The sequence below is a fragment of the Sphaerotilus sp. genome (assembly GCF_031429695.1).
Classification (GTDB): Bacteria; Pseudomonadota; Gammaproteobacteria; order Burkholderiales; family Burkholderiaceae_C; genus Sphaerotilus.
This window is the reverse complement of the sequence record NZ_JANPAB010000102.1, coordinates 25,905-46,948: the sequence shown is the minus strand read 5'-3', so window position 1 is coordinate 46,948 and position 21,044 is coordinate 25,905. Positions and strand designations below refer to the sequence as shown.

General features: G+C 71.9%; 8 protein-coding genes. All 8 read left to right on the top strand.

What is annotated here, in order from left to right; translation table 11 throughout:
- The first annotated feature begins 35 nt into the window (after nucleotides 1–35).
- The 8 genes from RMP06_RS19150 to RMP06_RS19115 all read left to right on the top strand — a co-directional run bounded on the left by RMP06_RS19150 (nucleotide 36) and on the right by RMP06_RS19115 (nucleotide 21,042).
- Nucleotides 36–1,214 carry an alpha-hydroxy acid oxidase gene (locus RMP06_RS19150; RefSeq protein ID WP_310463391.1) on the top strand — a complete coding sequence of 393 codons (1,179 nt, stop codon included), beginning with the start codon at nucleotides 36–38 and terminating at the stop codon, nucleotides 1,212–1,214.
- Nucleotides 1,215–1,333: 119 nt separating this feature from the next.
- The gene (locus tag RMP06_RS19145) at nucleotides 1,334–2,755 is read left to right on the top strand and encodes a GAF domain-containing protein (protein WP_310463390.1); all 1,422 of its coding nucleotides are present in this window, start codon (nucleotides 1,334–1,336) and stop codon (nucleotides 2,753–2,755) included.
- Nucleotides 2,755–4,920 (top strand): hypothetical protein, encoded by a 2,166-nt coding sequence (locus RMP06_RS19140; protein ID WP_310463389.1) that lies wholly within the window; start codon nucleotides 2,755–2,757, stop codon nucleotides 4,918–4,920. Before RMP06_RS19145 ends, RMP06_RS19140 begins: the two co-directional genes overlap by 1 nt.
- Nucleotides 4,917–6,884: a preprotein translocase subunit SecA gene (locus RMP06_RS19135; RefSeq protein WP_310463388.1), complete on the top strand. Its 1,968-nt coding sequence runs from the start codon at nucleotides 4,917–4,919 to the stop codon at nucleotides 6,882–6,884. The genes RMP06_RS19140 and RMP06_RS19135 overlap by 4 nt, the downstream gene beginning before the upstream one ends.
- Nucleotides 6,845–7,801 carry an efflux RND transporter periplasmic adaptor subunit gene (locus RMP06_RS19130; protein ID WP_310463387.1) on the top strand — a complete coding sequence of 319 codons (957 nt, stop codon included), beginning with the start codon at nucleotides 6,845–6,847 and terminating at the stop codon, nucleotides 7,799–7,801. Before RMP06_RS19135 ends, RMP06_RS19130 begins: the two co-directional genes overlap by 40 nt.
- Before the next feature lie 20 nt (nucleotides 7,802–7,821).
- Complete coding sequence (locus tag RMP06_RS19125; RefSeq protein ID WP_310463386.1) at nucleotides 7,822–16,722, top strand: cadherin domain-containing protein; 8,901 nt, start codon at nucleotides 7,822–7,824, stop codon at nucleotides 16,720–16,722.
- The gene (locus RMP06_RS19120) at nucleotides 16,719–19,250 is read left to right on the top strand and encodes a hybrid sensor histidine kinase/response regulator (RefSeq protein WP_310463385.1); all 2,532 of its coding nucleotides are present in this window, start codon (nucleotides 16,719–16,721) and stop codon (nucleotides 19,248–19,250) included. Before RMP06_RS19125 ends, RMP06_RS19120 begins: the two co-directional genes overlap by 4 nt.
- Nucleotides 19,251–19,260: 10 nt before the next feature.
- Nucleotides 19,261–21,042, top strand: a complete 1,782-nt coding sequence (locus RMP06_RS19115; RefSeq protein ID WP_310463384.1) for a putative bifunctional diguanylate cyclase/phosphodiesterase — start codon at nucleotides 19,261–19,263, stop codon at nucleotides 21,040–21,042.
- The last annotated feature ends 2 nt before the right edge of the window (nucleotides 21,043–21,044 follow it).

Genomic DNA, 21,044 nt, shown 5'->3' with positions numbered 1-21,044 from the left:
ACTGCAATCGAGCCTGTCCCGCCCCGTTTGCCCGTGTGAGTCCGTCCGTGTCCTTTGCCACCTCCATCGAAGACCTGCGCTGCCAGGCGCAGCGCCGCATCCCGCGCATGTTCTATGACTACGTGGACGCGGGTTCGTGGACCGAAGGCACCTACCGGGCGAACACCGAGCGCCTGCGGGACATTCGGCTGTGCCAGCGCGTGGCCGTCAACCTCGACGGTCGCCATGTGCGCTCGACGATGCTGGGTCAGCCGGTGGCGCTGCCCGTGGCGCTCGGGCCGGCGGGACTGGCGGGGATGCTGCACCCGGATGGCGAGATCCACGCCGCGCGCGCCGCTGAAGCCTTTGGTGTGCCCTTCGCGCTGTCCACGATGAGCATCTGCTCGATCGAGGACGTGGCCGCGGCCACCACGAAACCCTTCTGGTTCCAGCTCTACCTGTTGCGCGACCGCGGCTTTTCCGCCAGCCTGATCGAGCGGGCCAGGGAGGCGCGCTGCTCGGCGCTGATCCTCACCCTGGACGCGCCGGTGCTCGGCCGCCGCTACAAGGACGTGCGCAACGGCCTGAGCACGGCGCCGCAGTGGTACCGGCCGCGGGTGCTGATGGACTTCGTGCGCCATCCGCGCTGGTGCATGGACATGCTGAAGACGAAGCGGCGCGTCTTCGGCAACATCGTCGGCCACGCGCCTGGGGCCGACGACATCGCCAGGGTATCGGACTGGAAACACCTCGAAGTCGACTCCAGCCTGACCTGGGATGACATCGAGTGGGTGCGCCGGCAGTGGGGCGGGCCGCTGATTCTGAAGGGGCTGATGGACCCTGCCGATGCCCGCCGTGCGGCGCAGATGGGCGTGGCGGCGATCGTTGTTTCCAACCACGGCGGCCGGCAGCTGGACGGCACACCCACCACGATCGAGGCCCTGCCGCGCATGGTCGAGGCGGTGCGCGCCGTGCCGGGTGCGTCCACCGAGGTCTGGATGGACAGCGGCATCCGCACGGGCCAGGATGTGCTCAAGGCGCTGGCGCTCGGCGCGCAGGCCACGCTGATCGGCCGCGCCTACCTGTTCGGCCTCGCCGCACAGGGGCCCGCTGGCGTGACACGCTGCCTGGAGATCCTGTCGGAAGACCTGGAGCTGTCGATGGCGATGTGCGGCCATGTGCGTGTCACCACGCTCGACCGCAGCGTGCTGGTCTCCGAGACTTGCCCGGCCTGAGGGCCGGCGAGGCGCGGACCCGCGCTGCCAACAGCGCAGCGAAACCCGGTTTTCTCCACCGCTGACATGGGCGGTTTCAAGGCCAGACTTGCGGACATCCTGCCGCGAGTCCGCCCGCCATGTCTGCCCTGAGCCGTCCTGTTGTCACTGCCTGTCCTGCGCCCTCCGCCGCCGAGGCGGTGCCGGCGCTGCCCGCTGCGGGACGCACGGCGCTGGCGCTGCAGGCGGCGCTGCTGCACTGTGCGACCTTCGACGAGGCGGGCCGCGTCGCCGTGCGCGAACTGGCGCAGCGCCTCGGCTTCGACCGCGTGTCGATGGCGCTGGTGCGCGAGGGCACGCTGCAGCTGGTCGCCGTCTCCGATGGCTCGGATCCGCAGGCCGCTACCCCGACGCAGGCCCTGCTGCTGGCGGCACTGGGCGAGACGATCGACCAGCAGGGCGGTGTCTTCTGGCCCGAGCCGCGTGGCCACACCGGTGTGCCGCGCATCACGCGGGCGCACCGGGCGCTGGCGCCATCGCGTGGCGACTCGGTGGCGGGTGTCCCGCTGGTGCGGCACGAAACCGTGCTGGGCGCGCTGTGCTGCGAGCGGCAGGGTGGCGTGCCGGTGGACGCGCACGAATTGGCGACGCTGGAACAGCTCGCCTGTTTCATCGCGCCGGTGCTGGCGCTGCTCCGGGACCGTGAGCGGCCGTGGCACCAGCGCCTGCACGGCGCCGCGACTGCCCGCGCGGCGCCATGGCGGCGTGTGCTGCTGGCCGCGGTTGCCGCACTGGCGGTCGCGGCGCTAGCGTGGCCGACCGATGTGCATCTGGGTGGACAGGCGCGGCTCGAAGGCGCCGTGCAGCGGGTGCTCTCGGTCCCGGCGGACGGTTTCGTGCAGCAGGTGCACGCCCGGCCCGGCGACAGCGTGCGCGCCGGACAGGTGCTGGTGGAGCTGGCGGACCAGGACCTGCAGCTCGAACGCCAGCGCTGGCAGAGCCAGCTCGCTCAGCACCAGGATGCCTGGGCCACCGCCAATGCCCGCGCCGACCGCGCCCAGCTCGTGCAGAACCAGAGCCGCGCCGACGAGGCGCAGGCGCAACTGGACCTCGTCGAGGCGCGCTTGCAGCGCGGCCGGCTGGTCGCGCCGTTCGACGGCCTGGTCGTCCAGGGCGATCTCAGCCAGCAGCTCGGCGCTCCGGTGCGCCAGGGCGATGCGCTGATGACGCTGGCGCCGAGCGACCGCTTCCGCGTCATCGTCGAGGTGGACGAACGCGACATCGCGCAGATCACCCTCGGCCAGACCGGCACGGTGGCGCTGACTGCGCTGCCCTGGCAGGCGCTGCCGCTGCGGGTGACGCGCATCAGCCCGGTGGCCCGGGCGGTGGAGGGGTGCAATGTGTTCGAGGTCGAGGCGGTGCTACTGGAGCGTCCGGCCGACCTGCGCCCCGGCCTGCAGGGCCACGCCCGCATCGACGCCGGCCGTGCCGCGAACGGCTGGCGCTGGACACGCCGGCTGGTCGAATCGGCCCGGCTGGCGCTGTGGGCTTGGTGGGGCTGATGGACCGGACGCATTCGATGGAGGCGCCGCTGCTCAGCGCCCGGTGGTTCCGCGTGGCCGGCTTGCGGCCGCTGCTGGACGGGCAGGCCACCGTGCAGCGCATGGCCGCGCGCGGCGCCGTCTGGCAGGTGCTGACCCGCCCGGACGGCAGCCGCAGCGTGCGCCTGAACGCCGCCGCCTGGGTCACCATCGGCCGCTGCGATGGCCGCCACACGCTGCACCGCCTGTGGGAGATGACGCTGACCGAGCTGCGCGACGACGCGCCGACGCAGGACGAGCTGCTGGGTTTGCTGGCGCGGCTGCACCAGACCGGTCTGATGAGCTTCGACCGCCAGCCCGACTTCGGCGCTGCGGCGCACGGGCCGATGGACGACCGCGTCCAGGCGGACCCGCCGCGCCAGTCGCTGCTCGCCTGGCGGTTTCCGCTGGGGTGTCCGGATGCCTGGCTCGACCGGCTGGCCAGACAGGCCCGCTGGCTGTTCACGCCCGCGGCCTTGCTGCTGTGGCTGCTGGGCATGGCGGCGGCGCTGCTGACTGCGTGGCCACACGCGGCCGAGCTGACCGCGCAGCTGCAGGTTGGCCTGGGTACGCCGCGCTGGCTTGCCTGGGCCTGGTTCGCCTATCCCGTGATGAAGGTGCTGCACGAGGTGGCGCACGGGCTGGCGATCCGGCACTGGGGTGCGCAGGTGCCGCAATGGGGCGTGACGCTGTTGATGGGGACGCCAGTGCCGTATGTGGATGCGGGCGCCGCCGTGGCGCTGCCCAGCCGCTGGCAGCGCGCGGTGGTGGCCGCGGCGGGCATCGTGGTCGAGCTGACGCTGGTGGCGCTGGGGCTGGGGGTGGCGCTGCTGGTGCAGCCCGGGGCCTTGCGCGATCTGGCGCTGGTGGTGGTGGCGATCGGCGGGCTGTCGTCGCTGCTGGTGAACGCCAATCCGCTGATGCGCTTCGACGGCTACCACCTGCTGTGTGACCTCGCCGATCTGCCGAACCTCGCGCCGCGCAGCGCCGCGCACTGGCTGCACGCACTGCGCACCCGTGTGCTGCGGATGCCGGGTGAGTCGGCGGTGGTGCCGTTGCCTGGGGAGGCACCGTGGCTGTGGGCGTACGCGCCGGCTGCGCTGGGGATGCGCTGGAGCGTCGCGCTGGGTGTGGTGCTGTGGCTGGAGTCGGTGTCGCCGGTGCTGGGGGTGCTGGCGGCGCTGGGGTTTGGCTGGACGCTGGTGGGGCAGCCGCTGCGGGCGCTCGGGCGCTGGCTGGCGGGCTGGTCGCTGGCGCCGGCCGAGCGGCGCCGTGCGGCGTGGTCGATGGCGGCGGTGGCGCTGCTGGTGGGCGGGCCGCTGGTGGCCGTGCCGATGCCGGATGCGGCGTTGGCGCAGGGTGTGCTGTGGCCGCCGGAAGATGCGCTGGTGCGCACGCAGACGGCCGGCTTCGTCGAGGACGTGCTCGTCGCCGATGGCCAGGCCGTGCCGCCCGGCCAGCCGCTGCTGCGCCTGCAGTCGCCCACGCTGCGGGCGGAGCGCGAGCGGCTTTCCGGCCACATCGAGGCACTGCAGGCCGAGCGTTTCCAGGCGCTGCGGCTGGACAAGGCGCAACTCGTCGCGGTGGACCACGCGCTGCAGGCGGCCGAAGCCGAGCTGGCACAGACCGAGGCGCAGCTCGCCGGACTCACCGTGCGCGCCCGTGTCGGCGGCCGGGTGCATCTCGCCGGAACCAGCGACCTGCCGGGCCGCTGGCTGGCGCGGGGGGCGCTGCTGGGGCATGTCGAGACCGGCGAGCCGGGCCTCGTCCGGGTGGTGGTGGCACAGGCCGATGCGGCCCTCGTCACCGCGCACCGCGGGCCGGTCGATGTCTGGTTGCTGGGGTCGGACGCGCCGCCCTTGCGTGGCGCGCTGGTCGGCACACCGTCCGGCGGAGGCGCGCCGCTGCCAAGCGCCGCGCTGGGCGAGCGCCACGGCGGCGGCATCCCGACCGACCCGGCCGACCCGCAGGGCCTGAAGCCGGCGCAGCCCGTGCTGCAGGCCGATGTGCGGCTGGAGCGCGCCACCGGCGAGCGCATCGGCGCCCGCGCCTGGGTGCGTTTCGAGCAGGGCCGCGCGCCGCTGGCCTGGCAGGCCGCGCGGGCCCTGCAGCAGCAGTTGCTGCACCACCTGGACCCCGCCTCATGACCCGCACCCTCCTGCCCCGACCGGGGCCGCTGCTGGGCGACTACCCGATCCGCAGCGAGGTGCCGCGCTTGCCCTGGTCCGGCTGGTGGCCTCGGGCCGCGGCGTCCGTGCCGGATCCGACACCCCGCCTCGCCGCCATCCGGGCGCAGCAGGCGCGCTGGGCGGCGCTGAGCGAGCTGGAATTCCGCGCCCACCTGCGCCGCCTGCGCGGCCGGCTGGCGCGCGACGGGTTTGGCGGCGCCCACCGTGTCCGCGCGCTGGGCTGCGTGGCGGCGGTGGCGCAGCGGGTGCTCGGCCGCAATCCCTACGACACGCAGCTCGTCTGCGCCGAGGCCTTGCTCGACGACCACCTGGCCGAGATGGCCACCGGCGAGGGCAAGACGCTGGCCGCGGCACTGGCGGCGGCGGTGGCGGCGCTGGCGGGCGTGCCGGTCCATGTGATGACCGCCAACGACTACCTGGCCGCCCGCGATGCCGCGCAGCTCGGCCACCTCTACGGCGCGCTCGGCCTGCGCACCGGCGTCGTGCTCGGCGGCACTGCGCCGGACGACCGCCGCGCCGCCTACGCCTGTGACCTGACCTACGCGACCGCGCGCGAAATCGCCTTCGACCACCTGCGCGACCGCGCCCATCTGGTGGCGCAGGGCAGCGCGCTGCAACGCTGCGCCGCGCGGCTGGCCGGCGACGCCGTGCCACCGCTGCTGCTGCGCGGGCTGTGCATGGCCATCGTCGACGAGGCCGACAGCCTGATGGTCGACGAGGCCACGATGCCGCTGGTGCTCGCTGAAACGCAGGACGACCCGTCCCACCGCGCCGCCTGTTTCCAGGCGCTGATGCTCGCCCGCCGCCTGACACCCGGCGAGGATGTCCACCTCGATGCCGAGCGCCTGGCGGTCCACTGGACCGACGCGGGTGCCGAGCGGCTGGAGTCGGTGGCCGACGGCCTGGGGGGCGCCTGGCTGAACCGCCGCCACCGGCAGGATCTGGTCGGCGCCGCGCTGGTGGCGCTGCACGCACTGGTGCGCGACCGGCATTACCTGGTGCGCGAGGCCCGTGTCGAGCTGCTCGACGCCGTGACCGGCCGCGCCGCGCCGGGGCGTGTCTGGGCGCGCGGACTGCAGACGCTGGTCGAGCTGAAGGAGGGCTGTCCCGTGACGCCCCCCACCCGCACCAGCGCGCAGACCAGCTACCAGCGGTTTTTCCTCGGCTACCTGCGCTTGTCGGGCATCAGCGGCACGCTGGCCGAGTGCCGGGCCGAACTGCGCACGGTCTATGGCCGGCGCATCGTCGCGGTGCCGCTGCGGTGCCGGTCGCAGCGGGTGCTGCACCCGCCGCGGGTGTTCGCGACGGGCCGCGCGCGCGCCGAGGCGGTGCCCGCGCGGGTGCAGGCGCTGCTGGCGCAGGAGCGTCCGGTGCTGATCGGCGTGGACACCGTCGCCGAGGCGCAGGTGCTGTCCGACCTGCTGACCTTGGCCGGCGTGGACCACCAGGTGCTCGACGCACGGCACGACGCCGACGAGGCCGCCTTCGTCGCGATGGCCGGGCAGGCGGGCACCGTCACCGTGGCGACCCGCATGGCCGGGCGTGGCACCGACATCGAACTGGGGGCCGGTGTGGCGGCGCGTGGGGGCTTGCATGTGATCTGCTGCCAGGACAACGCCTCGGCGCGGCTGGACCGCCAGCTCATCGGCCGTGCCGCGCGCCAGGGCGATCCCGGTAGCGCCGAGGTCTGGCATGCGCTGGATGTCTCGATCTGGCAAAGCGGCGGGGCTTCAGTCGGTCTGCTGCGGCGCCGACAACAGGATGGGCAAGGGTCGCTGGCGGTGCCCGGCGTGGTCGTGCGGGCGTGGAGCCAGCGGCTGCAAGGCGCGCACGAAGACCAGGGGATGCGGCAGCGACGCCGCTTGCTGGAGCAGGACAGGACATGGCAGACACAACTCGATTTCACGCACCTGCACGCCTGAGCGTGCGGGCGATGGCCCGCACGCTCGCCGTGGTGGCACTGACGGGGCCGCTGGGTCTGGCCGTCGCGGCACCCCCGGCATCGGTCACGCTGCCGGTGTCCCCCGCGGCTTCGGCGCCCGCGCCGGCCGCCCCGCGCGCGGCCAAGCCGACGCTCGGCTGCCTCATCAGCCCGGAGCGGGTGGCCGATGTCGGCTCGCCGGTGGTTGGCGTGGTGGCGGAGATCCCGGTGGACAACGGCACGATCGTCCAGGCGGGGCAGGCGCTGGTCGTGCTGCGCTCGGACGTCGAGCAGGCGGGGCTGCACGCGGCCCAGGCCCGCAGCGCCATCGAGGCCGATGTCCACGCCGCCAAGGCCAACCTCGTGCTCGCGCACCAGCGCCATGCCCGTGCGGTCGAGCTGGTCACCGAGGGCTTTGTGTCGTCGCAGGCGGTCGAGCAGGCCCGCGCCGAGCGCGACGTCGCCGACCAGAAGCTGCAGCAGGCCCGCGGCCAGCAGGAGGTCAGCCAGCAGGAGCTGCGGGTCGTGCAGGCCCAGCTCGGCCAGCGCACCGTGCGCAGCCCCTTCCGCGGCGTGGTGGTCGAGCGCTTCGTCAACGCCGGCGAGCGCGTCGAGGACAAGCCGCTGCTGCGGCTGGCCATGCTCGATCCGCTGCGGGTGGAGATCGTCATGCCGGCCAGCCGCTGGGGCAGCGTGGCCGTCAACCACACGCTTTCCGTGGTGCCGGAACTGCCGGGCGCCGGATCGATGGCGGCCCGCGTCACCCATGTGGACAAGATCATCGACGCGGCGAGCAACACCTTCCGCGTGCGCCTGTCGCTGCCCAATCCGGGCAACCGCTTGCCGGCCGGCGCGCGCTGCAAGGTCGATGAACCTGGCCTGTCGGCCACGTCGCTGTCGGCGCGCGGCAGTCTCTGAACACGCAGGCCGTTTCGTTCATGCACCTGTCTGCCGCCCGTCCCCGTTCCCGTGTCCTGATGGAGACGCTGGAGCCGCGCATCCTCTATTCGGCCGATCTGGCCGCGGTCGTGGGCAACGTGGGCGCCGATGCCGGACTGGCGCAGGAGCTGCGGCTGCAGACCCTGTCCACCGCTGCGGTGCCATCGGCCACCGGCGCCGAGATCGCCTTCGTGGACCTGGGGGTGCCGGACGCCAGCACGCTGGTCAGCGGCCTGCTGGCCCAGCGGGCGCAGGGGCGCCTGATCGAGATCGTCACCTTCACCGCCGAGGACGACGGCCTGGCCCTCATCAGCCAGACGCTGGCCGAACGGCAGGCCGACGGCGCGCGTTTCGACGCCGTCCACCTGTTCAGCCACGGCCGCGCGGGCGCCGTGCAGCTTGGCACGGCGTCACTCGATGCCGACAGCCTGCTGATGCGCGCAGGCGAGATCGCCGGCTGGGGCAGCGCACTCGGGGAGCAGGCCGACCTGATGCTCTACGGCTGTGACGTGGCCGATGGTGCCAGCGGGCTGTTTCTCCTCGAAGGACTGGCCGCACTCACCGGCGCGGACGTGGCGGCCAGCGACGACCCCACCGGCAGCGCGGCCCTCGGCGGCAACTGGCTGCTGGAGCAGCACACCGGCCGCATCGAGGCGGAGGTGGCGCTGGACCTGACCGCGCAGGCTGCCTGGTCCGGTCTGTTGGGCAACGAGATCCAGGTCAACACCACCACCACCAGCACGCAGACCACCGACGCCGAAACCCGCGGCAGCCAGCAAGCCGTGGCGATGGATGCCGATGGCAACTTCGTTGCCGTGTGGACCAGCGCCGGCCAGGACGGCCAGGGCAAGGGCGTCTATGTGCGCCGTTTTGCCTTCGATGGCACGGCGCTGACCGGTGAGATCCAGGTCAACACGACGACGGCCAATGACCAGCAGAACGCCCGCATCGTGGGTGACAGTGCCGGCAACTTCGCCGTGGTCTGGTCGAGCAGCAACCAGGATGGCACGCCCTCCAGCGTCTACTTCCGCCGCTTTGCCGCCGATGGCACGGCGCTGACCGGCGAGATCCGCGCCAATGCGACGGCCACGGGCTCGCAGTCCAATGCCGTGATCGGGATGAACGCCACCAGCGGCGCAGTGGTCGTGGCGTGGGAGGGGGCCGGCCCGAGCACGGGGTCGGTGTATTTCCGCCGGTTCGCCGCGGACGGGACGGCGCTGGACGCAACCGACCGTGCAGTGAGCGCCACGGGTGGCGAAGCCAATGCCACCGTGGCGATGGACGCGACAGGCCGCTTCGTCGTGGCGTGGGGCCGCAGCAACCACATCTACTTCCAGCGCTACGACGCCGCTGGCGTGGCCGCGGGCAGCGTGAGTCAAGCGGACAACGGGTTGTCGAACAGCATCGGTGCGACTGTCGCGATGGATGCTTCGGGCAACTTCGCGCTGGCCTATCGGGAGCAGACCACCCTGCCAGGCATCTGGGGCCGGGCCTTCACTGTGGATGGCACTGCGCGGAGTTTCTGGTTCAACGCCGACACGGGTGATGGCACCGCCAGTGGAGACTCCACCACCCCTTCGATCAGCCTGGCAGCGGATGGCAGCGCGGTCGTTGTCTATCAGCGGTCGGGTGATGGCGATGGTGTCGGTGTCTACGCCCGCAGGCTCAGTGCGGCGGGCACGGTGCAGGGGACGACTCTCCTGGTCAACCAGACCGCCACGGGCAGCCAGGCCTCGGCATCGGTGGCCGTGCATGACACGAGCCGGTTTGTCGTCGTCTGGAGCGGGCAGAGCGCAGGCGACAGCCAAGGCGTGGTGGCGCGCACGTTCGCGCCGGCCAATGCGGCCCCGCTGATCTCGACCAACGGCGGCACGAGCAGCGCGGTGGTCTCGGTGGCCGAGAACACCACTGCCGTCACCACGGTTGGAGCCAGCGATCTCGACTGGCCGATCCAGACGGTGTCCTACGCGATCGTCGGCGGCGCCGACCAGGCGAAGTTCTCCATCGACAGCCAGAGCGGCGTGTTGCGTTTCGTGGCCGCACAGAACTTCGAGACCCCGACCGACGCCGATGCCGACAACGTCTATGACGTGACCGTGCAGGCCAGCGACGGCTTGCTGGGCAGCACGCAGGCGCTGGCGGTGACCATCGCCGATGCGAACGAGTTCGCCCTCAGTCCGGTCACCGACACCGATGGCGCAGCCGAAGCGGTCGATGAAGACGCGGTCATCGGCACCCGCGTTGGCTTGACCGCCCTCGCCACGGACGCTGACGGCAGCAACAACACCGTCGTCTATGGCCTGGACGACTCGGCCGGCGGGCGCTTCGCCATCGACAGCACCTCGGGCGTGGTCACCGTGGCTGCACTGCTGGACGCCGAAACCGCCACGACCCACAGCCTCACCGTGCGTGCCACCTCCAGCGACGGCAGCAGCCAGACGCAGACCTACGTCCTCTCGGTGCGCGACGTGGACGAGTTCGATGTATCGACTCCCGTCGATACGGATGCCACGGCCGACACCGTGCTGGAAAGCGCCACCGTCGGCAGCGCGGTCGGGCTCACGGTCTCGGCGACCGACGCGGACCTCGGCAACCACACCGTCACCTACAACCTGGCCGACGATGCCGGCGGGCGCTTCACCATCGGCACCAGCTCCGGCGTGGTGACCGTCGCCCGTGCCCTCGACGCCGAGACGGCGCTGAGCCACACCGTCGTCGTGCAGGCCCGCTCCACCGATGGCAGCGTCTCCAGCCAGAGCTTCACCATCGCCGTGCAGGACGTGAACGAGTCCAGCATCGGGGCGATCGCTGACCTCGATGGCGCTGCCGAGACCGTGCGCGAAGACGCCACCATCGGCACGGCGGTGGGGTTGCAGGCACGGGCGATCGATGCCGATGCGACGAACAGCACCGTGACCTATGCGCTGACCGACGATGCGGGCGGGCGCTTCGCGATCGACGCGGCCACGGGCGTGGTCACCGTGGCCGCGGCGCTCGACGCCGAGACCGCGCAAAGCCACACCGTCGTCGTGCAGGCCCGCTCCACCGACGGCAGCGTGTCCAGCCACAGCTTCACCGTCGCCGTGCAGGATGTGAACGAGTCGACCATTGGCGCGATCGCGGATCTCGATGGCGCTGCCGACACCGTCCGCGAAGACGCCACCATCGGCGCGGCGGTGGGGTTCCAGGCACGGGCGATCGACGCCGATGCGACGAACAGCACCGTGACCTACGCGCTGACCGACGATGCGGGCGGGCGCTTCGCGATCGACACGGCCACGGGTGTGGTCACCGTGGCGGCGGCGCTCGATGCCGAGACCACGCAAAGCCACACCGTCGTCGTGCAGGCCCGCTCCACCGACGGCAGCGTGTCCAGCCAGAGCTTCACCGTCGCCGTGCAGGACGTCGACGAGTTCGATGTCTCCACGCCGATCGACGCCGATGCGGTGGCCAATCTGGTCCAGGCCACCGATGGTCTCGGCACGGCCGTGGGCATCACGGCATCGGCGAGTGATCTCGACGTCAGCCTGAACCAGATCACCTACACCCTGGCCGACGACGCGGCCGGGCGCTTTGCCATCGACGCCAGTTCCGGCCTCGTCACGCTCGCCCGCAGTGTCGCCGCGGACATCGACACCACCCAGAGCCTCGTGGTGCAGGCCACCTCTGCCGACGGCAGCGTCGCGACCCGCACCTTTTCCGTGGCCATCCTCGGGACGAACCTGTTTGCCCCGGTCATCGGCTCCAATGGCGGCGGCGCTGCTGCGGCGCTGACCGTGCCGGAAAACACCACGGCACTCACCACCGTGGTCGCCACCGATGCCGATGTGCTGCCTGGCCCGCTGACCTACACGCTGGTCGGCGGCGCTGACCAGGCGCTCTTCACGATCGACGCCGCCAGCGGTGTGCTGCGCTTCGTGGCACCGCCGGATGCGGAAACACCGCGTGATGCCGGCGCCGACAACGTGCATGAGGTGGTCGTCCAGGTCAGTGATGGCGTGTACACCGACACGCAGACGCTGACCATCACCGTCACGGACGTGAATGAGGCGGCCATCAGCGTCCTTGCCGACACCGATCCTGCGGCGGACGCCGTGCCGGAAAACGCGGTCACTGGCACGGCCGTGGGTGTGCGGATGTTCGCCACCGACGCCGACGCGACGAACAACACGGTGACCTACTCGCTCGACGATTCGGCGGGCGGGCGCTTCGCCATCGACGCGGGCACGGGGGTGCTCACCGTGGCGGGCCTGCTGGATGCGGAGGTCGCGCTGGCTCACACCGTCGTGGTGCGGGCGGTGTCAGACGACGGCAGCGCGACCACGCTGGCGCTGACCCTCGCCGTCCAGGATGTCAACGAATACGGCCTCACGGCCATCACCGACGCCGACGCCGGGCCGGACCGTGTCCGCGAGGACGATCCGATCGGCACCGTCGTCGGCGTGACCGCATGGGCGCAGGACTCCGATGCGACCAACAGCGACGTCAGCTATTCGCTCACCGACGACGCCGGCGGGCGCTTCGCCATCGGCGCCACCACCGGCGTCGTCACCCTGGCCCGCGGGCTGGATGCCGAGACCGCGCAGGTCCACAGCGTCACCGTGCGGGCACTGTCCAGCGACGGCAGCGCGCAGTTCCTGACGTTCACCGTGGCGGTGACGGACGTGGACGAGTTCGATCTGAGCGCCATCACCGACACGGACGCCGCGCCCGAGGTGCTCGCCGAAAACGTGGCGATCGGCACGCGGGTCGGCATCACGGCGCGCGCGGTCGATGCCGACGTGACGAACAACACCGTCACCTATGCGCTGCTGGACAGCGCGGGCGGCCGCTTCGCCATCCATGCCACCACCGGGGTCATCACCGTGGCGGCGGCGCTCGACGCCGAAACCGCACAGAGCCACACCCTCGTCGTGCGCGCCACGTCGAGCGACCGCAGCCTGTGGACGCAGAGCTTCACCGTCGCGGTGACGGATGTGGACGAGTTCGATCTCGTCGCCGTGAACGATGCCGATGCCACCGCCGACGCGGTGTCGGAACACGCGGCCATCGGCACCGCGGTCGGCCTGCGTGCGCAGGCCGTCGATGCCGACGTGACCAACAACACCGTCACCTACGCGCTGACGGACAGCGCCGGTGGCCGCTTCGCCATCGACGCCCGCTCCGGCGTGGTCACCGTGGCCGGGCCGCTGGACGCCGAGACCGCGCAGAGCCACACCGTGGTCGTGCGCGCCACGTCCAGCGACGGCAGCGCGTGGGCGCAGGCCTTCACGGTGGCGGTGACGGACGTGGACGAGTTCGATCTCGTGGCCGTCGATGACACCGACACCACGCCGGATGCGGTGCTGGAGAACGCCGCGATCGGCACCACCGTGGGCGTACGGGCGCGGGCGGTCGATGCCGACGCGACGAACAACACCGTCACCTACGCGCTGACGGACAGTGCCGGCGGCCGCTTCGCCATCGACGCCAGCACCGGCGTCATCACCGTCGCCGCCGCGCTGGACACGGAAACTGCGCCGGGCCACACCCTCGTCGTGCAGGCCACGTCCAGCGACGGCAGTCGGTGGACGCAGGCCTTCTCGGTGGCGGTGACGGACGTGGACGAGTTCGACCTCGTTGCCGTCAGCGACGCCGACAGCGCACCTGATGCCGTGTCGGAACACGCCGTGGTCGGCACCTCGGCGGGCTTGCGCGTGCAGGCCGTGGACGCCGACGCGACGAACAACACCGTCACCTACGCGCTGACGGACAGCGCCGGCGGCCGCTTCGCCGTCGACGCCAGCACGGGCGCCATCACCGTGGCCGCGGCGCTGGACGCCGAGACGGCGCTGAGCCACACCCTGGTCGTGCGCGCCACCTCGGCCGACGGCAGCGCGTGGACGCAGGCGTACACCGTGGCCGTGGCGGACGTGGACGAGTTCGATCTGGCCGTGGTCGCGGATGCCGATGCACGCGCCGACGCCGTGCTGGAAACCGCCGTGGCCGGTACCGCGGTGGGCGTGCAGGGGCGGGCCGTGGACGGCGATGCCACCGCCAACACCGTCACCTACACGCTCGACGACACGGCCGGCGGGCGCTTTGCCGTGGACGCCACCACGGGCGCCGTGACGCTGGCGCGTTCGGTGCAGGAAGAGGGCTTTGCCACACGCAGCCTCGTGCTGCGCGCCACCTCGTCCGACGGCAGCACGGTGACGGCCTCGTTCACCATCGCCATCACGGCGGTCAACGACGCGGCCCCGGTCATCACCTCCGATGGCGGTGGCGCGACCGCCACGCTCGCGGTGGCGGAAGGCCAGTCGGCGGTGACGCAGGTGCTCGCCAGCGACGCCGACCTGCCGGCCGAGACGCTGCGCTACACGATCGCGGGTGGCGCCGATGCGGCCATGTTCACGCTGGACCCGGTCAGCGGCCTGCTGCGTTTTGCCGCCGCACCCGATGCCGAAGCGCCGCTCGACCAGGGCGCCGACAACGTCTACGAGGCCACCGTGCAGGCCAGCGACGGCCTGCGCACCGATGTGCAGGCGCTGCGCATTGCCGTGCAGCCGCTCAACGACACGGCGCCGGTCATCACCAGCGACGGCGGCGGCACCACCGCCGTGCGCCATGTCGCGGAGAACACGCTGGACGTCACCCAGGTCCAGGCCCGCGACGCGGACCTGCCCGCCGACACGCTGGCCTACGCGGTGACCGGTGGCGCGGATGCCGCGCTGTTCACGGTGGACACCACGACCGGCGTGTTGCGCTGGCGCGCAGCGCCGGACCGCGAAACGCCGCGCGATGCCGGTGCCGACGGCAGCTATGACGTGACCGTCAGTGCCAGCGACGGGCTGCACAGCGTGTCGCAGTCGCTCGCGGTGGTGGTGGACAACGTCGACGAGGCGCCGCTGCCGGGCACCAGCACGCTGACCATCAGCGAAGGCGGCACCGCTCGGCCGGTGCTGGTCGCCGCCGATGTGGACACGCCCGCCTCCGGGCTGGTCTACACGGTGCAGGACTGGACAGGCGGGCGCTTCGAGCTGGTCGCCGCGCCGGGTGTGGCGGTCACGCGCTTCACGCAGGCCGACGCCGATGCAGGTGCGGTCCGCTTTGTCGCCGATGGTGGCGAGGCGGCGCCCGTGGTCCGGCTGGTGCTGGCCGACGACCACACGGCGCTGGCCGCGCAGGCTGCGACGGTGGTGTTCACGCCGGTGAACGATGTGCCGGTCGTGGCCGCGGTGCATCTGGACACGGTGGACGAAGACAGCACGCGCCTGATCACGGTGGCGGAGCTGCTGGCGGGTGCCAGCGACGCCGAGGGCGACGCGCTGACCGTGTCCGAGCTGCACCTCACCGGCGGCGAAGGCACGCTGACCGACCTGGGCGGTGGGCGCTGGCGCTTCGATCCGGCGGCCGACTGGAGTGGCGCGGTGACGCTGGCCGGCCAGGTGAGCGACGGACAGGCGGCTGCGGCGCTGGCCGTGTCGCTGCCGGTGCGGGCCCTCAACGATGCGCCGCGCATCGTCAGCGGCGGCGGCGAGGCGGTGCTGGCCCTCGACGTGGCCGAGAACACGGGCGGGGTGACCACGGTGGCCGGGGCGGACATCGACACCCTGGCGCCGCTGCGCTACGCCGTCGTGGGCGGCGCCGATGCGGCGCTGTTCCAGATCGACGCCGCAACCGGCGCGCTGTCCTTCCGCCAGGCGCCAGACCGCGAGCAGCCCACCGACGCCAACCGCGACAACCGCTACGACGTGACCGTCGAGGTCAGCGACGGTGCGCTGACGGCGCAGCAGGCGCTGCAGATCACCGTCACGGATGTCAACGAGGCGCCGGTGGTGACCCGCAACGTGCTGCTGGTCACCGACGGCGCGGTCACGCTGGTGCTGCAGGCCAGCGACCCGGACACCCCGACGACGGCGCTGACCTACCGCGTGGACACGGTGGAAGGCGGCCAGTTCGAGCGGGCGACGGCGCCAGGGACGGCGGTGCGGATGTTCACGCAGGCGGAGCTGGACGCGGCGCAGGTGGTCTGGGTGGCGCCTGCGGGCAGCACCGCGGCGCTCTATGCGCTGCGCTTGAGTGATGGCCTGTCGGAAGTGCGGGTCGGCTCGCCGGCGCTGGAGCGGTACGGCGCCACCACGACCCCGACGGCGCTGACCCTGACGGCACTGGCTGCGGGAGAGGCGTCGGCCGCGACCTCCGCGGGTGACAGCACCGCCAACAACCCAGCCACCGTGGCCGCCAGTCCTCGCCGCAGCGACCCGGCGCTGACGCAGGCGCCGGCAGCGGCCGAGTCCGCGGGTGACGCCGGGCTGGGACTGGGCCAGAGCCAGGACGCTGCGCACAGCGCCGGGGGCACCACGGCCAGCGGTGGGCGTGCAGGTGACGTCGCTGCGGCGGTGTCGCGCACGGCGGCCGAGCGGGTCGGACCGGCAGAGCCAGCGGAGCAGGTCGAGCGGGCGCTGGACCTGCCCTCCGAAAGCGCCGAGGCGCCCCGGCGACTGGTGACGGAACTCGATCTGTGGGGCGCACGTTCCGGCACCTCGCTGGCGGAGCAGCTGGACCAGTTGCGCCAGCAGGTGGCCGAGGCCCAGCAGGCCGGGATGGTGTCGCTGGCCTCGACGGCGCTGGTGTCCACCGGCTTGTCGGTTGGTTACGTGATCTGGCTGGTGCGGGGTGGCGTGCTGATGACCAGCCTGATGTCGGTGGTGCCGGCCTGGGCGGGCATGGACCCGCTGCCGGTGCTGGCCGAGATGCGCCGCGCCCAGGGCGGTCTGGCCGGCTCGGACGGCGCCGAGGACGACGACTACGGAGGCGACGATCCGATCGAGAAGCTCTTCAGCAAGGCCCGCCGCCTGCTGGTCCGACCGACAGGCGGACTGCCCAACGCCCCTGAATTGCCGGAGACGCACGCATGAAGTTCCGCCTGAAACACCTGTCCTCACGCTTCCATCTCGCGCTGGGGCTGAGTTCGCTGGTGGTCAGTGTGCTGCTGATGGCCCAGTTCGCCGGGCTGGTGCCGGACCGCGATGGTGCAGTGCGGTCCGCCCGTGTCACGCTGGCCGAGACCGTCGCCGTCAGCAGCATGGCGATGCTCGGCGAGGAGGACCGCGGCCGGCTCCAGCAGGTGCTCGACTTCGTTGTGCAGCGCAACCCGGGGCTGCGTGCGGTCACCCTGCGCCGTGCCGACGGCGTGCTGCATCTGCAGGCCGGCACCCCCGTGGCCGACCCGACCGCCGACGCCGCCACCGATGCCGCCCACTCCACCGACACCCATTTGCGCCTGCAGCTGGTGCAAGGCGCTGCGGCGTGGGGCATGGCCGAGCTGCAGTTCGATCCGCTGCCGGGGTTGGCGGACTGGCGCGCCTGGCGTGGTTCGACCGAGTTCCTGGTGGGCGTGACGGCGCTGTGCTGTTTCGTGCTGTTCTATTTCTATCTGCGCCGGATGCTGCGCCACCTGGACCCGTCCAAGGTCATCCCGGGCCGTGTGCGCGCGGCCTACGACACGCTGGCCGAGGGGCTGGTGATTGTCGATCGGGCCGGCCGCATCATGCTGGCCAACCGCACCTTCAGCGAAGTGGTCGGCAAGGAGCCGGATGACCTGTTCCAGATTCCGGTGGCGGATCTGGCCTGGCTGAAGCCAAGCCTGCCTGCCCACGCGGACACGCCGTGGCACGAGGTGCTCACCGATGGCCAGTCGCGGCGCAACGTGCTCATGCACCTGACCGACGCCGGGGGCCGCGCCCGCACCTTCATGGTCAACGTCTCGCCCGTCACGAGTGGCAGCGGCCCGGCGGCCGGCACGCTGATCAGCCTGGACGACGTGACGACGCTGGAGGAAAAGGAAGTCCAGCTCCGCCTGGCCCGCGACGAAGCCGAGGCGGCCAACCGCGCCAAGAGCGACTTCCTGGCCAACATGAGCCACGAGATCCGCACGCCGATGAACGCCATCCTGGGCTTCGCCGAGCTGCTGCGCCGCGGCTGGCAGAACAACCCGCAGGACACGCGCCGCCACCTCGACACCATCCTCGGCAGCGGCCGGCACCTGCTGGCGCTGATCAACGACATCCTGGACCTGTCCAAGGTGGAGGCCGGGCGGATGGAGGTGGAGCGGGTGCCTTGCGCCGCGCACCAGGTGGTCCACGAGGTGGCCGACATCATGCGGCTGCGGGCCGAGGAGAAGGGCGTGCAGCTCGTCGTGGCCTTCCCCGAAGACTTGCCCGCCGAGGTGCTGACCGATCCGGCCCGCCTGCGCCAGATCGTCACCAACCTGATCGGCAACGCACTGAAGTTCACGCTGCAAGGCAGCGTCACGGTCACGCTGCACCTGGTGCAGGGGGCCGCCGATGGGGCGCCGCACCTGGGCATCGACATCGCCGACACCGGCATCGGTATCCCGGCCGACAAGCTCGACGCGATCTTCGAGCCCTTCGTGCAGGCCGAGGCATCCACCACGCGCCAGTTCGGTGGCACCGGGCTGGGCCTGGCCATCAGCCGGCGCTTTGCCCGTGCATTGGGCGGCGATGTGACCGTCAGCAGCACACCGGGGCAGGGCAGCACCTTCCACGTCACGCTGGACACCGGTGCGCTCGACGGCGTTGCCTGGCTGGCACCGGCCGCGCTGGCGGCGACCCAGCGGGTGCCCGCCGCCGAAGGTGAGGTCCACTGGCACTTCGAGTCCGGCCGCGTGCTGGTGGTGGACGACGGTGCCGAGAACCGCGAGCTGGTGCGGCTGGTGCTGGAGTCGGTCGGCCTGACCGTGCTGGAGGCCCACGACGGCGCCATGGCGCTGGACGTGGTGGCGCGCGAGGCGCCGGACCTCGTGCTGATGGACGTGAACATGCCCGTGATGGACGGCTACACGGCCACCCGCACCCTGCGCGAGCGCGGCTGCATGCTGCCGGTGCTGGCGCTGACCGCCAACGCGATGAAGGGCTTCGAGCGCGAGATCGAATCCGCCGGTTTCTCCGGCTACCTGACCAAGCCGGTGGACATCGACGTGCTGCTGGCCGAGCTGGCCGTGCGGCTGGATGGCCAGCCCGTGGCGGTGACCTTGCCAGTGGGCGCCGCGGCGCCTGCGTCCGAGTGGGTGGAGGTGACTCCGGCGCCCGCTGGCGAGCCGATCGTCTCCCGCCTGGCCAACCACCCGCGCCTGGCGCGGGTGGTGCGCACCTTCGGCCGCACGCTGCCGGGCAAGCTGGCGGCGATGCGGTTGGCGCTCGACGACGGACGCATCGACGATCTGGCCGATCTGGCGCACTGGCTCAAGGGCGCAGGCGGCACGGTCGGCTTCGATGTCTTCTTCGAGCCAGCCCGTGAATTCGAACGCCTGGCCCGTGCCGGCGAGCGTGCCGGTCTGGAGCGCAGTCTGCACCAGATCCAGGCACTCGCCGGCCGGATCCTGGTGCCCGATGGCGAGGCCACCGTGGCCGCTACCCTAGCCTGAGAGCCGACGCATGTCTGCACCGCATCAGCCTGCCCTTGCTCCTTCCGCCTCGTCCGGCCCGACCCTGTCGGATGTGACCGTGATGATGGTCGATGACGAGCCCATGATGACCGACGTCGCCCAGGCCTACCTGGAGGACGCCGGCTACACCCGCTTCGTCGCGGTCCACGACCCCCGGCTGGCGCTGGAGACCGCCCGCACCCACCGACCCGGCCTGATCCTGCTCGACCTGATGATGCCGGAGCTGAACGGCTTCGACCTGCTGCAGCTGATCCGCCAGGACGAGCGGCTGCGCTACACGCCGGTCATCGTGCTGACGGCGGCCAGCGACCCGGCCAGCAAGCTGCGTGCGCTGGAGCTGGGCGCGACCGAGTTCCTGTCCAAGCCCGTGGACGCCAGCGAGCTGAAGATCCGCGTGCGCAACAGCCTGGCCTTCAAGGTCTACCAGGACCGCCTGGCCAACGACGATCCGCTCACCGGCCTGCCGAACCGGCGTGTCTTCGTCGAACAGCTCAAGGCGGGGCTGGTGCGCGCCCGCTACAGCCGCTGCACGCTGGCGCTGCTGCATCTGAACCTCGACCGTTTCCGCCAGATCAACGACACCCTGGGCCACGGCACGGGGGATCTGCTGCTGGTGGCGGTGGCCGAGCGGCTGCGCCAGACGACCCGCGCCACCCACAGCCTGCTCGGCCAGCGGATGGGTGATGCGCCGTTCCTGGCGCGTCTGGGCGGGGATGAGTTCGCGCTGCTGATGCCGGATATCCCCTCGCCCGAGTCGGCCAGCCGGGTGTCGCGCCAGGTGCTGGATGCGTTGTCGCGCTCCTTCCATGTCGATGGGCAGGATGTGTACCTCACGCCCAGCATCGGCATCTCCATCTTCCCCGACGACGGCGCCGACGACGCCTCGCTGCTGCGCAACGCCGGGGTGGCGATGCAGCACGTCAAGGCCAGCGGGCGCAACGGGGTCGAGTTCTACAGCGAGAAGATCAACACCGTCTCGGTCGAGCGGCTGCTGCTGGAGACCCAGCTGCGGGGCGCCATCGAGCGCGACGAGCTGGTGCTGCACTACCAGCCCAAGGTCGATCTGCGCACCGGCCACATCGTCGGCGCCGAGGCGCTGCTGCGCTGGCAGCATCCGGAGCTGGGGCTGGTGCCGCCAGGGCGCTTCATCCCGATCGCGGAGGAGTGCGGGCTGATCGTCGAGATCGGCGAATGGGTGATCCAGCGCGCCTGCGCGCAGCTCGCGCAGTGGCGGGCCGAGCACCGGCTGGCGGTGCGGGTGGCGGTGAACGTGGCGCGGCACAGTGTCGTGTCCGGCTCGCTGCTGCAGACCACGCGCGACGCGCTGCAGCGCCACCGTGTGCCGGCCAAGCAGCTCATTCTCGAACTCACCGAGAGCATGCTGATGGACCGCGTCGAGGCCACCGCCGCCAAGCTGCATGCGTTGCGCGACCTCGGGGTCGAGCTGTCGATCGACGACTTCGGCACCGGCTACTCGTCGATGAGCTACCTCAAGCAGTTCCCGGTGCAGGAGCTGAAGATCGACCGCTCCTTCGTCAAGGGCACACCCGGCGACCGCACCGACACCGCCATCGTGCGGGCGCTGGTCGTGCTCGGCCACAGCCTGGGCATGCGGGTGGTGGCGGAGGGCGTGGAAACCGAAGACCAGCGCGCCGCCATGCAGACGCTGCACTGCGACTGCTACCAGGGCTTCCTGTGCAGCCCCGCGCTGCCCGCCGAGGCGTTCATCGCCAAGGTCCGCGAAGTGAACGGGACTCCGGTACGCGCCTGAGT